This is a genomic window from Staphylococcus sp. ZWU0021 (assembly GCF_000798895.1).
Lineage (GTDB): Bacteria > Bacillota > Bacilli > Staphylococcales > Staphylococcaceae > Staphylococcus > Staphylococcus saprophyticus.
In genome coordinates this window covers 291,569-307,535 of record NZ_JTLN01000030.1, presented here as the reverse complement: position 1 = coordinate 307,535, position 15,967 = coordinate 291,569, and the positions used below count along the sequence as shown (strand labels likewise).

General features: G+C 33.7%; 14 protein-coding genes. 11 read left to right on the top strand and 3 right to left on the bottom strand.

Annotation, left to right across the window (positions count from 1 at the left end; all coding sequences use genetic code 11):
- The first annotated feature begins 79 nt into the window (after positions 1-79).
- Entirely contained in the window at positions 80-1,624 is a 1,545-nt protein-coding gene (putP, locus tag L987_RS10575) for a sodium/proline symporter PutP (RefSeq protein WP_047504567.1), read from the top strand.
- Positions 1,625-1,823: 199 nt separating this feature from the next.
- Here the strand turns inward: putP and L987_RS10570 are convergent, their stop codons facing one another.
- The gene (locus tag L987_RS10570) at positions 1,824-2,432 is read right to left on the bottom strand and encodes a DedA family protein (RefSeq protein ID WP_002482360.1); all 609 of its coding nucleotides are present in this window, start codon (positions 2,430-2,432) and stop codon (positions 1,824-1,826) included.
- 267 nt (positions 2,433-2,699) lie between these two features.
- Between L987_RS10570 and L987_RS10565 the strand changes: the two genes are divergently transcribed.
- The 3 genes from L987_RS10565 (at position 2,700) to L987_RS10555 (ending at position 6,760) form a co-directional block, all read left to right on the top strand.
- Positions 2,700-3,977: an MFS transporter gene (locus L987_RS10565; RefSeq protein WP_011302373.1), complete on the top strand. Its 1,278-nt coding sequence runs from the start codon at positions 2,700-2,702 to the stop codon at positions 3,975-3,977.
- Positions 3,978-4,038: 61 nt separating this feature from the next.
- Positions 4,039-4,323: a putative quinol monooxygenase gene (locus L987_RS10560; RefSeq protein WP_011302374.1), complete on the top strand. Its 285-nt coding sequence runs from the start codon at positions 4,039-4,041 to the stop codon at positions 4,321-4,323.
- A 511-nt stretch (positions 4,324-4,834) separates the two neighbouring features.
- A complete protein-coding gene (locus L987_RS10555; RefSeq protein WP_047504564.1) occupies positions 4,835-6,760 on the top strand; it encodes an FUSC family protein in 1,926 nt (641 codons plus the stop codon).
- Between the two features lie 127 nt (positions 6,761-6,887).
- On the opposite strand, the gene L987_RS10550 is transcribed toward L987_RS10555, so the two are convergent.
- Both L987_RS10550 and L987_RS10545 read right to left on the bottom strand, forming a co-directional pair.
- Positions 6,888-8,099 carry a cell envelope integrity protein TolA gene (locus L987_RS10550; RefSeq protein ID WP_047504561.1) on the bottom strand — a complete coding sequence of 404 codons (1,212 nt, stop codon included), beginning with the start codon at positions 8,097-8,099 and terminating at the stop codon, positions 6,888-6,890.
- Positions 8,099-9,262 (bottom strand): hypothetical protein, encoded by a 1,164-nt coding sequence (locus L987_RS10545; protein ID WP_047504559.1) that lies wholly within the window; start codon positions 9,260-9,262, stop codon positions 8,099-8,101. Before L987_RS10545 ends, L987_RS10550 begins: the two co-directional genes overlap by 1 nt.
- A 181-nt stretch (positions 9,263-9,443) precedes the next feature.
- Here L987_RS10545 and L987_RS10540 point away from each other — a divergent pair, with 181 nt between their 5' ends.
- From L987_RS10540 to L987_RS10515, 7 genes are all read left to right on the top strand, one after another.
- Positions 9,444-9,857: a DUF2188 domain-containing protein gene (locus L987_RS10540; protein WP_047504556.1), complete on the top strand. Its 414-nt coding sequence runs from the start codon at positions 9,444-9,446 to the stop codon at positions 9,855-9,857.
- 205 nt (positions 9,858-10,062) lie between these two features.
- Positions 10,063-10,758 (top strand): GTP pyrophosphokinase, encoded by a 696-nt coding sequence (locus L987_RS10535; RefSeq protein WP_047504553.1) that lies wholly within the window; start codon positions 10,063-10,065, stop codon positions 10,756-10,758.
- 79 nt (positions 10,759-10,837) lie between these two features.
- The gene (locus L987_RS14200) at positions 10,838-10,972 is read left to right on the top strand and encodes a MerR family DNA-binding transcriptional regulator (protein ID WP_011302380.1); all 135 of its coding nucleotides are present in this window, start codon (positions 10,838-10,840) and stop codon (positions 10,970-10,972) included.
- Between the two features lie 108 nt (positions 10,973-11,080).
- A complete protein-coding gene (locus tag L987_RS10530; RefSeq protein WP_225791772.1) occupies positions 11,081-11,554 on the top strand; it encodes a hypothetical protein in 474 nt (157 codons plus the stop codon).
- 180 nt (positions 11,555-11,734) lie between these two features.
- Positions 11,735-12,415, top strand: a complete 681-nt coding sequence (locus L987_RS10525; protein ID WP_047504551.1) for a GntR family transcriptional regulator — start codon at positions 11,735-11,737, stop codon at positions 12,413-12,415.
- Positions 12,416-12,451: 36 nt separating this feature from the next.
- On the top strand, positions 12,452-13,999 hold the full coding sequence (gene gntK / locus L987_RS10520) for a gluconokinase (RefSeq protein WP_011302383.1): 1,548 nt from the start codon (positions 12,452-12,454) through the stop codon (positions 13,997-13,999).
- A gap of 189 nt (positions 14,000-14,188) precedes the next feature.
- Positions 14,189-15,547: a gluconate:H+ symporter gene (locus tag L987_RS10515; protein ID WP_047504548.1), complete on the top strand. Its 1,359-nt coding sequence runs from the start codon at positions 14,189-14,191 to the stop codon at positions 15,545-15,547.
- The last annotated feature ends 420 nt before the right edge of the window (positions 15,548-15,967 follow it).

Here is a 15,967-nt window from a genome sequence, read left to right as displayed (position 1 = left end):
ATTGATTTACTGTTTAATTTATAATTTATTTTTGTATAATATATGCATGTAACAAAATTATAAGGGGGCGTTTTGTTTCATGTTTACATTGGGGACATCATTATCGAGTCAAGTCGATCCAAACTGGCAAACATATATCATGCTTGTCGTTTATTTTGTGGTATTGCTAGTGATTGGGTACTATGGCTTTAAACAATCTACCGGTAACGTCAGTGAATATATGCTGGGCGGTAGAAACATTGGTCCATATGTAACTGCATTATCTGCAGGCGCATCTGACATGAGTGGTTGGATGATTATGGGATTACCTGGTGAAGTATATACTACCGGTTTATCAGCAGCCTGGTTAGCGATTGGATTAACACTTGGCGCATACATAAACTATATTGTTGTTGCACCTCGACTTCGTGTATATACAGAAAAAGCCGGAGATGCAATTACACTACCTGATTTCTTTAAAAATAGATTAGATGATAAATCTAATTCGATTAAAATTATTTCAGGTGCCATTATCGTTGTATTTTTCACACTTTATACGCATTCTGGAATGGTATCAGGCGGTGTATTATTCGAAAGTGCGTTTGGCGTTAACTATCACATTGGTATGTTACTTGTCGCTGTGATTGTCATTGCTTATACATTTTTCGGAGGTTATTTAGCAGTATCATTAACAGACTTTTTCCAAGGTGTAGTGATGATTATTGCTATGGTTATGGTACCAATAGTTGCTATGTTGCAATTAAGCGGACTTGATACTTTTACGCAAACAGCAGAATTAAAACCGACAAACTTAGACTTGTTTAAAGGAACGACAGTTATAGGTATTATTTCATTCTTTGCGTGGGGATTAGGTTACTTTGGTCAACCACATATTATTGTACGTTTTATGTCAATTAAATCTGTCAAACAATTACCAACGGCAAGACGTTTTGGTATCGGTTGGATGGCAATCAGCTTATTAGGCGCAGTGGGTGTCGGATTGACAGGTATTGCGTTTATTAATCAAAGTGGTACAGATATAGAAAATCCTGAAACACTATTCATTTTAATGGGACAAATTTTATTCCATCCGTTAGTTGGTGGATTCTTGCTTGCTGCTATTTTAGCTGCGATTATGAGTACAATTTCTTCACAATTGTTAGTAACGTCAAGTTCATTAACAGAAGACTTTTATAAATTAATTCGTGGTGAGGAAGCTGCAAAGGAACATGAAAAAGAATTTGTTTTAGTAGGTCGATTATCAGTCATCATCGTAGCGATTGTTTCGATTTGGATTGCTTGGTCACCTAACGATACCATTTTGGGTCTAGTAGGTAATGCATGGGCTGGTTTCGGTGCCGCATTCGGACCACTTGTACTCTTATCCTTATATTGGAAGGGGTTAAGTAGAACAGGTGCTGTAAGTGGTATGTTATCAGGTGCCATTGTAGTCATCATATGGATTGCATTTGTTAAGCCATTAGGTGATGTGAATGATTTCTTTAATTTATATGAAATTATACCTGGATTTTTAACTAGTTTAATCGTTACGGTTGTAGTAAGTAAATTCACGAAGAAACCACAAATTGATGTTGAAGCAGATTTAACAGATGTTCGCCGTCTGGTTAAAACTGGTGAAGATTAAAAAGAATCATAATTTAAAAGGGGTTTAAATTATGATTTAATGTAGAAAATGATAATTGGCTATGTCTGTTATCAAAAGGGAGAAATTTTTAAATAGAGAAAAGGCTAACTTCAAGGGGGAGTTAGTCTTTTTATATTATGATAAAACAGGGTCTGACACTTATTGATGTCAGACCCTGTTTGTTTGGAATTGAATCTATTTATTGAGCGCGATTCTTTTTGAATAATCTATATACAATGAAAATTACTGCAAGAATGATGATGACATACATAATATATGAATATGTATGGAGACCATTCATTAGCATATCCCAACTGCCGCTCAACATTTTACCCAGGTAGATCAGTGCAAAATTCCATATCGTAGTCCCGATTAAAGACAAGATCGCGAATAGCATCACGTTCATGCGATTAATACCCGCTGGAATCGTAATCAGTACACGTAAGACAGGTATAAAGCGACAAATAAAAACAGCAATTGCGCCATATTTTTTAAACCAATCGTTTGCCCGTGCAACATCTTTACCTTTAAGTTTAATCCATTTGCCATATTTATCTACAAAACGATACAAACGTTCTTCAGAAACAAGCCTACTAATATAGTAAAGCACAAGTAAACCAATTAATGAGGCAATGGTTGAAATTGTAAAGAGTACAGGAATGGATAAGTCAGATTTGACGGACATCAGTCCGGCAAAGGTTAATATAATTTCTGAAGGGATAAAAGGTAATATATTTTCAAGTAATATTAATATAGTGATTGCGGCGTAGCCCCATGTACTAATAAAATCAGTGAGTATCTGTTCCATAATTCTGCAATGTGCTCCTTTTAAAATGTAACTTAGTAGTTAATTAAAACATGTCTTTTTATTATAGTCCAAAAACAATAAATATGCATTGTTATGTTATAGGTCTACAGGATGATTTTTGTGGAAATCAAATTATAGGAAGTATATTACATTTTAAATAAGTAAATTTTGAAAAAAGTCGTTGTAAGCGATTTCATATTGTGGTACTATCTATAAACAATAGGTCATATGATGACTATAAAAGATTGGGAGAAAGTTGGAGAAAACATGGATCAAAAAAGAACAAATATTAGATGGTATTTTGCCATAGCGTTTTTCATTATAGGGGTTATTGCATATATGGACCGCTCGAACATATCGATTATAGCCGGTCCGATGATGGAAGATTTACATTTGAATAAGACACAATTTGGGTTATTAGCGTCATTCTTCTCACTGGGGTATGCACTGATGCAAGTGCCTTCTGGATTTTTAGCTGAGAAATTTGGTTCTAAAAAAATGTTAACTATTGCACTTGTATGGTGGAGTGCCTTTACAATATTGACAGGTGTTGTGAAGAATCACGGGATGTTATATGCAGTGCGTTTCTTATTTGGTATTGGTGAAGCGCCAATGTATCCTTCTAACGCAGTTTTTAATACGAACTGGTTTGCGAAAGGTGAGAAAGGACGCGCATCTAGTGCGTTATTAGCTGGATCCTATTTTGGCCCAGTCATCGCGCCAGTAGTAACCATTGCAATCGTAAATATGTTTGGTTGGCAAGCCGTTTTCTATATTTTTGGTGCTATTGGTTTTATTATTGCTATATTATGGATGGTTATTGCCAAAGACTTGCCAGAACAACATAAAATGGTTAATGAAGCAGAAAAAAGCTATATTATGGAAAATCGAGACATTATTAAAACTGAAAAATCTAATGCGCCATGGAATATATTTTTAAAACGCTTTAGTTTCTATGCATTAGCAGCTCAATATTTTGTAGTACAATTCGTCGTTTCATTATTCTTGATTTGGTTACCAACCTATTTAACGGAACAGTATAACGTTAAATTAACAGATCCAGACATGGCTTGGGCAGCCGGTGCACCATGGATTGCAATGTTCTTATTGATTTTATGTGGTGGTGCTATTTCAGATAAATTATTACAAAGTGGTATGTCACGTTTCATAGCACGTGCTTCTATCGCTATCACAGGATTTGTTGTATTCTGTATTTCACTCTTCATGTCTATACAAACGGATAATTTAGTAACAAATGTTATTTGGTTATCGCTTTGTTTAGGTGGTATTGGTATTGCGACTGGAATGAGCTGGGCAGCAGCAACAGATTTAGGACGTAACTTCTCAGGTTCTGTATCAGGTTGGATGAATTTATGGGGGAACATTGGTGCGTTATTAAGTCCACTATTAGCTGGTATGATGGTTGATATTGTAGGTTGGACAGTAACGTTAGAACTTGTTATTATCCCAGTTGTTTTCGCAATTATTATGTGGTTCTTTGTAAAACCAGACCAACCACTTATCGTAGAAAAAGAAGACTTGTAATGTTTAATTTATTAACTTTTAGGTAATTATTAAACATCATGCTTATAATGGAGGAAATGATATGATTACTATCAATGCGATTATGAAAGTGGATGCTGCTCAACGTAATAATTACTTAGCTTTAATAGAACCATTAAAGCGCGCTTCAAATCAAGAAGCAGGTGCATTATACTATGAACATTTTGAAAATACAGATGAACCGAATACGTTTGCTTTTATTGAACGATATAAAGATGAACAAGCTTTGGAAGCGCATAATCAGTCAGAACACTTTCAACAATTCTTTAGCGAAGTTAAACAATACTTAGTTGAAGAACCTGAAATTAAAGTGCTAAGTTCAAATTAATATTTTAAACCCTGATCTTACAAATAACTGTGAGTTCAGGGTTTTTTTGAATAGTGTGATAAGAGAGAAAAAAATGGGCTTGTTATTGTGTAAATATAATGTCATTACATAACGTATTAGATGGATAAATAGCTAAATTTGAATATTTAGTCATGAACTCTGTCTATATAGCACTTGCCATGATTTACACAGCGATTTGAGAAGAATTAAATGAGCACGTATGTATGTGAATATAAAGACAATGATATGGAGGTGAATTTATTTTAAAGACATCGCCACTAGAAGAATTTAAAAAAAGTGTTAAAATAGTAAGGTGTTGTTACGAATTTATGCGCGGATATTTTAGAATGAAGATATAGATTTTATAAAATGAAAAGTAAGTTGATGTTTACTTTACCTATATGTTTTTCTGAAAAATACGTTATTTATGAGTAACGTATTTTTAAATGTCATTTGATATGGTGACAATAAATGAAATAAAATACGAAATATTAAAAATTAAAGGAGATGCATGACAACATTGATTAAATATTTAAAGTCATTAATACGTTTCAATTCGATGAAAATCGATGTTGCTAAAGGTATAAGACAATGTATTCTCATGCTCATTCCGTTACTTGTTGGCTATTTGACAGGTCACTTTTCTACGGGATTACTCATTTCAACAGGGACGCTAGCGCATATTTATGTATTTGGCGGTCCTAAGAGATCTAAGTTACGCATTGTCTTATTTTCATCGTTAGGTTTATCCATTGCGATGATTTTAGGGACACTCACAGTTAATCAACCACTTATATTTGGTGTGTTACTACTATTAGTAACTGTTATTCCATATTACATCTTTAGTTCGTTAAATATCCCAGGGCCATCTTCAACCTTCTTTATCGTTGCCTTCAGTTTGCCAATTAATTTACCAGTAGCGCCAGAAGAAGCATTAACTAGAGGTCTAGCAATGTTTGTAGGTGGATTATTAGCAACACTGATTGTAATCGTTGTAATCCTACTATCTAAAGAATCTACAGAAATCAAAGCCATTAAAAATGATTATAATATTATTAAACAATTGGTCTATAACTTTGATGATCCCAAAGCGTTTGCGAAAGCATCACAATTTGCAGTAACAGCTTTCAGAAATTCGGATAATCAATTGATTACGTCAAGTACACCAAAATCGAAAACCTCACCTGAATTTCAACGCTTATTATTATTGCATAATACGGCGCAAGGTATTCATTCCGAACTATTGGAACTCAATGAACGTAATGCACGTCCGTTACCAACGGAAATAAAAGAAATGACGGATTTTGTCATTAAACGTGTTTATTCACTTGGTAAGTCAACCCAACAGTGGACTAAAAAAGTAGATTTCGATAAAGAGTATCAAAGTTTAGTAGATAGTATCATTAAAGTTGACGCAATTATGAATGCAAATAATGATAGAGTCGAACATGAAATAGATATTCGTGTACCAATTTATGGACATCGCATGTTGAAAAACTTGACGTTAGATTCTTTTATATTTAGAAATACAATACGCTACACAGTCATTATGGCAATTTCTATTTTTATTGCTTTAATGTTTGATTTTGAAAAAGCCTACTGGATACCTTTGAGTACACATACAGTCTTACTAGGCTCTACAACACTGCATAGCTTTGAAAGAGCTGGGTCAAGGGGCGTTGGCACGATCTTCGGGGTGTTGATGTTATCACTCATCTTATTAACAACACCGCCTGTACCAGTAGCCATTGTTTTATTGGCTTTAGCTGCCGGTGTGACAGAAATGTTTGTAGGTGCAAATTACTCATTTGCAGTTATATTTATCACGATACAAGTTATCTTGTTAAATGGATTAGCGTCAAATCATCTAACCATACTCATTGCATTACCAAGAATTATTGATGTAATTGTAGGAATTATCATCGCAGTGATTTGCTTGCTAGTGATTGGTAGAAAAACAGCATCTTCTATGTTGCCAAGTACATTAGCAGCCGTAGCGAGAGACGAATCCATATTATTTCATTACTTATTCTCAAGTAACAAATATGCATCTAGAGAACAAGATAAAAAAGAAATGTTAAAACTAAGTGTGAAATTGAATAATATGACCCAAGTGTATAACAGTGCAAACGGTGAACTATTCAGTAATAAAATGGTTATACAGTATTATTATCCAAGCATTTACGCATTAGAAGAAATCAGCTTTATGTTAACAAGAGCACTAAGTAATGAAAAACGATATCATATTGATGATGAAACGATGGGACAGTATTTACTTGTCTTTGAAAATATAGCCAAACATTTTGAAAGAGGCACGAATATTCAAGTTCAAGAAATGGCTGCATTACCGCAATATACACATATAAAAACAGCTTTAATGAGTATACAAAACAACTGTGTCAATGCTCGAAAAGAAGTTAAATTATCTCTTAATTAAATATGGTGATTTGAAAAAAGGCCAAGACATTTATTAATGTCTTGGCCTTTTTATTAAAAATATTTGAGTATATTGAGATAGGTAGTGTGCGGGTTGTCTTAGGTCAGACTGCCGCCACTTGAAAGTGTCAATCATCGCTGCGTTCTTGTCTAGCCTTTGCTTCACTTTCTTGTTTTTTCTTTTCAACGGCAGCTTGCGCATGTTGTTCTTTTTCTGCTTCATTTTGTTTATCTTCATTCATTTTTTGATAACGTTGTTTTTGGCGATAACCGTATGTACTTTCTAGTATTTGTGATTCATTATTTAATCCAGCACCAATTGCACCTGCAACAGTAGAAATGGATGTTGCAAACCAAGCGAGATTAATATAAGTCATAAAGTTAGCCGAGCCCTGTAACTGTAGTGCTTGCCCTAAATATCCTGGTGGTAATACAACGAGTGTGGCTAACAAGAAAAGACAAAACAATATGACATAATAAAAAGCAATGGATACAGTTAACGTTAAAGTTGTAGTTAAATTGTATAATATTGTTATTTGTCTATCTTTACTTTCAGAAGTAGATTCCCATAAACCATGTGCAACAATAACCCACAACATCATACCTAAAATAGCGACCAACATAATTAATAACATGCGCCATCCAGAATAAACAAAACTTAAATTCCACATTGTTGTAAAGACAATACCAAAGGCACCAGTTGTAAAGGCAATAGTAACTACATTACTGAGGCTTTTGAGCATATTAAAAGGGTTGTTAGCAAAAGTCATCCCACTAATTAAACGTATCATGCCTCTCGTATTCGAAGATACATAATATAAAGTATGTTGAGAGTCTGTATCTTCAAAGTACTCAGTATGTGTTTCTAAAGTTGAAAAGGGGAACTGTGAATTTAATTGTTCTTCACTATGATGTTGAGTAGACGATTGGTTTGGATTCATATTTTCGTCAATTGCTTTAATAATGCCCGATATGGAATGCTTAATTCTTTTTTTTATGGGGCGCCAACCATATGCAGGTAATGAAATTAAGCTTGCGCCATTTTTACTATTGATATCAAATGCGACAACATGCTTGTTCTTAATAATTGGTAAATCCGTTAAACCAATCGTATATTGCCATTCATTATCATTTTGATAATCAGAAATTTTAGTGTATATCTTTTGCACCGTTTCAGCAGAACCAGTAAGTGGGTCAATCATTGTATCAATTTGCCATTCAACTTCTGAATTTATAGCAGATGATAACAATGAAGGTAGCTCTTGTTGCAAATGGTTGGCTATTGTTTCAGTCACACCAGGTGCAGCTACTAAACCTATCTTGATAATGTGATTGCACATTATTCTTCCTCCTCTCTGTGCGTTTGTTTTCGACCTGCATAATCATTTGATTCTTCATCGTTATTATAATCCGCATCATTTTCTTGTTCTAATTGCTTGTTTCTATAATATTGTCTGAATGAATAAGTAGCACGTTTAATCTTGTCAGCATTTTCTACGGTTGATCCCATTGCACCTGCTAAGATTCCTAAAGAAGTGATAAACCATATCAAATTAATATAATTGATTAAAGTGGGTTGTTTACTACCAAGCGAAGTCCAGTTGGAAAACAATTCCGGAGGTACAAATAATAATGTGCTAATGGTTAGTAATAGAAATAGGGTTATAAAATTAAAAAGCGTAATTACAGTTAATGTGGTCAACGTTGTAAAATTATAGATATATCTATATAACTTTTGTGTTTTTGGGTTTTTACGTTCCCATAAATTATAAGAATAAATAAGCCAACCAACCATGCCGAAAATGGACATAAACATAAGTAAAATGAAGCGCCAATAATCATAATCTAAGCTTATATCCCAAGGAGTAGAGAAAATTGAAATATAAGTACCTGTCGCAAAGGAGACAGAAATGATTTTTTTGAAATCAAAAATTGTTGACCATGGCTCATTAGCAAAAGTCATACCAGATATGAGGTGTAACCAACCTATGAAGGTAGATGTTGAAATGATACGTAAATGATTTTTATTTTTATCTTCTTCATTTGGAGTAACTGTGGTAAATTTCGTTAATTTAAAGTGTTGACTATTCAAGAGATTATTATCTGAACCATTACTATGCATATATTGAATGACAAATGAAATAAAATTTCGTAATTTTTGTTTTAAATTTATTGCACCTAATGCTGGTAATGAAATCAAGGCAATATTATTTGTTAAGTCTATGTCACATACGACGGTTTTATTGTTAGAAAGATTAGGTAAATCTGTAATACAAATAGCATAGTCCCATGCTTTTTGTTTTTTCATATTCGTAGTGATATCCATTGCTTTATCCATGTGCTCAGCAGTGCCTACAATTGAAGCAATATGTTTTTCAATATGCCATTCATCATTTCCCCCTGTATGATGACGGATTTCATTCGGTAAATCAGTATATATTTTATTTATAATTTTATGTGGCATATCGGGTGAAGGGATCAAACCAACGGTGATATTAGCCATAAACAACACCACCAATCTATGTATATGATTAAATTTCAACTGTTTTATAATTCCCTTTATGACCAGTATTAATCATGAACCATATTATAAGAGTACAAAATATCAAGCGTTAGCGCGCGTTTATTATTCAATTTTAGTGGTAAATAGATAACAAGAAGAAAACAGATTGGAAGTGCTCATAATGCCTTGGACAATGGAAGATTACCCTCAAAGTTGGAAAAATATGGATAAACTTGAACGAAAAAAAGCCATTGATATTGGCAATGCCCTGTTAAAAGATGGTTATGAGGAGAGTAACGTGATACCTATTGCTACAAAGCAAGCAGAATCTTGGTATAAAGATGCATCCGAAAAAGAATTGGAATCCTTAAAAAACAAAAAAATTACTAAACATGAAAAAGATGATTCAGCAGATCCTTCATTAAACAAGAAAGATGTACATGTTTATTATGAAGATGATGAATGGAAGATTAAATCAGATGGTGCGAAACAGGCATCTGATAGTTTCGATAAAAAAGAAGATGCAATGAAACGTGCACGTAATATCGCTGATAACCGTAGAACTGAAATTATCGAACATAAAAAAGATGAATAAAATTAAGCATGCTAGAATAATTAAAAGGGCAATCCAATGCATAAATTGAAGGCATTGGGTTGCTTTTCTGTATTGAAAATAACCACTTAAAACACAAATTGAATCTTTTAGAAGCGTAAAATTTGAATAGCTTTTAAATTTAATAAGTCAATTATAATAAGCTATAATGAATTTTAAAGAAGTTTTTTATTGGAGGTAAGACAAAATGTATATAGAACGTAAACCCTCGGTAAACATTGACGATTTGAAAGCTGAATTTAAGGAAAGTATTGATCATATAAACGCGTCAGAAGAAGCATTAGATATGGTTGTAGGCTTTGTTGCTTTAGAACAACTTTATACGTCGGCTCTTAAAGAAATTAGTACAAAGTTAGATATTTTAGATGATCAATTTCAACAGATGTATAAACATAATCCCATTCATCACATGGAACGTCGTGTGAAAGAGATGAGAAGCTTAATTAAAAAATTAGACAGAAAGCGTTACCCTATTAGTACTGAGTCAGCAAAAGAAAACATATTAGATATTGCCGGTATTAGAGTAGTTTGTAATTACTTTGATGATATATATGTTATTGAAAAATTATTATTAAAACAAGAAGACGTGAAATTGATTAAACGTAAAGATTATATCGAACATCCGAAAGAAAATGGTTATAGAAGTTTACATATTGTTGTAACCATTCCAGTTTATTTAGCGCATTCTGCTGAAATAGTTCCCGTAGAAATACAAATAAGAACGATTGGAATGGATATGTGGGCGAGCTTAGAGCATAAAATACGTTATAAAAACACAGAAAATACGGAAAAATATAAAGCGATATTGAAACAATGTGCAACAGACATTACATCAGTAGAAAGTAAAATGCAGGAAATACATTCTGAAGTATTTGATAATTAAATAATAACAATGCAATATAACAATTTGCTTGCTCATGACGTCGCGTCATCAACTATGATTAGACTCAGGAGGTGATTACATGAGTCAATATCAAACAGGTGAATTAGCGAAACTAAAAAATGTTTCTGTTCGGACCATTCAATATTATGATAGAAAAGGTTTATTAAAAACGGTACAAACAGCAAAAAATGGGCGGCGTATATTTGATGAATAAAGCAAACAAGATTTAGAAATCATTCTAATTTTAAAAGCTTTTAATTTCTCCTTGAAAGATATTAAAACAATCTTGAATGAAAAAAATAAGTTGAAAACGGTTCGTGTTATGTTAGAACAAAAGGAATTAGAGATAGAAAAGGAAATGCAGAGCCATAAGACTTTGCTTGCAGAGATACGACAATTTAAACAATATATTGGTCGACGTTCTGAAGTGCCTTTAGAAAAACTATTAGTAACAAAAACATACGTAAATCAAAAACCAAAAATGAAACAATTTAAACAATCTGTATTGTATCGCATCATACCTATAGGTATATTTCAATATACTGCTTTAATAGCAAGTATGGTCACTAAAAAATGGTGGCCATTGTTATCTACCTCACCTATATTGTTTACCTATGCTGTAAATTTTACAATATTTACTTATACGGCACTAAGCTATGTTTGTCCAAATTGCCAAGCAACATTTAAACCCAATTTAAAGCAATGGATGTTTTCGGCACATACACCTAAAACGAGAAAATTACAATGTCCACATTGTGACCAAGATCATCACTGTGTAGCAATTGTCCAATCTTAATCAAATTTCATATGAATAAAAAAATTTTTGAAACTGATGTGTGAGGGATGAAACCTGACATATCGTTTTTTTTACTTTAAGAAAACGATATTTATAATTGCAAGCGCTTGCAAATTAGGTACTTGTGTTTTAATATACTTGTATACAAGTATATAGTAAAGTTATCGAGGTGATGTTTTAGTGAAATACGATTACCCAGAACAATGGTTAGAAGGTGTTTCAAAGGGCGAAATGATTGCGGCAGAAATTCGACTGAGAATTGTAGATGGAAAAATAGCACCAGATACATTATTAACGGAGAACCAAATTGCTAAAGAATATAATGTAAGTCGATCACCAGTGAGAGATGCATTTAAATTATTAAAGCAAGATCAACTCATTCATCTTGAACGAATGGGAGCAGAAGTTTTACCGTTTGAAGATAAAGAGAAAAAGGAACTCTATGATTTGAGAGTTATGCTAGAGTCCTTTGCTTTTAGTAGAATTAAAAACTTAAATCATGAGCAAATTATAAAAGAAATGAGAAAGCAGCTTGAAATGATGAAAGTTGCAGTGCAATTTGAAGATGCAGAAGCCTTCACTGAACATGATATGAAATTTCATGAAGTAACGATTATGGCTTCAAAGCACCAATATTTAAAAACATTCTGGAATAATTTGAGACCAGTGATGGAATCACTCATATTATTATCTATGCGTAAAAGAATGAATGAGAATCCGGAAGATTTTGAACGTATTCATCATAACCATGAGATATTTATAGAAGCGATAGAACAACAAGATGCTAAGAAATTAAATAAAGCATTCCATTTAAACTTTGATGATGTTGGTGAAGACATCGATAGTTTTTGGTTAACTTAGCAATTTAATGCAGTAAAGATTGTAGGAGGCGAAATCATGAAATACATGATTGGTGTTGATATTGGTACAACAAGTACAAAGTCAGTACTTTATGACGAAAAAGGTCAGTTTATAATGAAACATAATATTGGTTATCCATTGCACACGCCAAATGTTGAAGTTTCAGAAGAGAATCCAGATGAATTATTTGATGCCGTGTTAATGACCATAAAATATATTATGAGAGAGGCAGACATAGCTAAAGAAGACCTCAAATTAATTTCATTTAGTGCACAAATGCACAGTTTAATTGCAATGGACGCAAGTCATCAACGTTTAACAGAGAATTTAACTTGGGCTGATAATCGTGCGAGTCGATATGCAGAAGCAATTAAAACCAAGCATAATGGCGATGCGATTTATCAAAGAACAGGGACACCTATCCATCCAATGTCGCCATTGTCTAAGATATTCTGGATGAAACATGAACAACAAGAAATATTCAATCAAACTGCAACGTTTGCGGATATTAAGACCTATATCTTTTATCAACTTTTTGAAACGTTTGTGATTGATCAATCAATGGCTTCTTCGACAGGGATGCTTAATTTGGAATCGTTGGAATGGGATAAAGAAGCCTTGTCGCTTTTAGGTATAACTGAATCTCAATTGCCTGAGATTGTACCAACGACACACATCTTAAAAGGTATGAAACGTAGATATGCAGCATTAATGGGTATCGATGAAAATACGCCAGTTGTAGTGGGTGCAAGCGATGGCGTACTTTCAAATTTAGGTGTGAACGCATTTAAAAAAGGTGAAGTTGCAGTGACCATTGGAACTTCTGGTGCCATCAGAACCGTGATTGACAAACCACGTACAGACTATAAAGGTAGAATATTTTGCTATGTTCTGACAGAAGATCATTATGTTATTGGTGGTCCAGTTAATAATGGTGGTGTTGTACTGAGATGGTTACGCGATGAATTACTAGCTAGTGAAGTAGAGACAGCTAAACGTTTAGGCGTTGATTCTTATGATGTCTTAACCAAGATTGCTAATAATGTCAAACCCGGTGCAGATGGACTAATCTTCCACCCTTATTTAGCGGGAGAGCGTGCGCCTTTATGGAATGCTGATGCAAGAGGTTCATTCTTTGGTTTAACACTATCACATAAGAAAGAACATATGATAAGAGCCGCTTTAGAAGGTGTACTTTATAATCTATACACTGTGTATCTTGCGCTTATTGAAGTGATGAATGAAACGCCTAAAACAATCAAGGCGACTGGTGGTTTTGCTAAAAGTGAAGTCTGGCGTCAAATGATGGCAGATATATTTGATACAGATTTAATTGTGCCAGAAAGTTACGAAAGTTCTTGCTTAGGCGCTTGCGTATTAGGTATGAAGGCATTAGGTGAAATTGATGATTTTTCAATTATAGAAGATATGGTTGGAACAACAAACAAACATCATCCTAATGAGGATAATGTAAGAACGTATCAACAGTTAATATCTATATTTATTAATTTAAGTCGTTCATTGGAAGCACGTTATACAGAAATAGCAGCATTCCAACGCGAACATATGACAGAAGACGAATGATGAAATATTAGAGCAGGTATAATGGATGTCATGGTTAAACAAACAATGTATTTTTAATCATGACGTTACCTTACCTGTGTCATATTATTAGGGATAAAAATTTTACGTAATTAAGAAAGCGTTACCAAGATTGAATGGCGATTTCAATTAGCTGAAATTCAATCTTGATATTGAAAGGGGAGAACGGAAATGTTTGAAACAATTTGGCCACTGATCACTGTGGTAATCGGTATCATTGTATTATTGTCGCTCATCATATTCTTGAAATTAAACACGTTTATTTCACTTATTATTACATCAGTTGTAACTGCTATATTACTAGGAATGCCTTTAGATAAAATCATAGAAACAATCGAAAATGGCATGGGCAGTACACTAGGTCACATTGCTTTAATATTTGGTCTAGGTGCCATTCTCGGTAAATTACTTGCGGACGGTGGCGGTGCTACGCGAATAGCTGATACGCTTATAAAGAAATTCGGTCATAAGCACGTACAATGGGCAATGTTAGTTGCCGCATTTATTGTAGGTATTGCGTTATTCTTTGAAGTAGGTCTTGTCTTATTAATTCCATTGGTATTTACGATTGCCAAACGAGCTAATGTTTCACAATTAAAATTAGGCTTACCAATGGTAGTGGCGCTATCTGTAACACACGGATTTTTACCACCACACCCTGGCCCAGTTGTAATTGCAAAAGAATTACAAGCAAACTTAGGACATGTATTACTATACGGTATTATTATTGCAATACCAGTGACATTAATTGCTGGACCATTATTCAATAAAATTGCACAAAAAATCACACCATCAGCTTATGGTCGTGAAGGGGACATATCAGCTTTAGGTGCACAAAAAGAATTTACTGAAGAAGAAATGCCAGGATTTGGCATCAGCTTTTTGACAGCTGTGTCTCCAGTTATCTTAATGTTATTATCAACAATTGTACAGTTAGTAACAGGACATGAATCAGCGACGAATGGTTTTGAATCATTTATTTACTTTATTGGTACTGCAGCAACTGCAATGTTGATCGCTGTCTTATTTGCGATTTTTACAATGGGTATCAAACAAGGACGTAAAAATGCCGATATTATGGATTCAGTTTCAAATGCGATTTATCCAATCGGAATGATGATTTTAATTATTGGTGGTGGCGGTACTTTCAAACAAGTATTAATTGATGGCGGTGTCGGTGATACAATCGCTAAATTATTTGAAGGTACAGAAATGTCTCCGATATTACTTGCGTGGATTGTAGCTGCAGTGCTTCGTATTGCACTTGGGTCATCAACCGTAGCTGCTATTTCATCCACAGGTATCGTTTTACCGTTATTACAAGCATCAGACGTTAACGTTGCATTAGTGGTATTAGCAATTGGTGCAGGGAGTGTTATTTTATCTCATGTTAATGATGCTGGGTTCTGGATGTTCAAAGAATATTTCGGTTTAACAGTTAAAGAAACCTTCCTAACATGGTCATTACTAGAAACAGTTATCTCAGTTTCAGGTCTTGTCTTTATCTTGATTTTAAGTATATTTGTATAAAACGAAATCATAGCAGTGAAAACGATAGAAGATTGAATAGGATCACGGTTTACATTGTAGATGTTTTTTGACCAGACTCACTAACATAACTTCAATTTTTAAAGGCTTAGATTAAGCTTATTTTAAATTAAGTTAATTATTGAGTTTGGTTTATTTTATAGCATGGTACAAAGGCTTACTAAATGAATACTTGGACAATGTTATAACGTAAAAGGGTCAGTGAAGGAGTTTGAAAATGACAAAATTTAGTTTAGAAAGTTTTTCTTTAAAAGGTAAAAATGCGATAGTAACAGGCGGTGCACGCGGATTAGGCAAATATTATACCATTGCTTTAACAATGTATGGGCAAATGTAACTGTAGTTAGTTCTTCAACCAATGCCTGGGATGAAATGAAAGCATATGTGAAACAGCATGAGGGT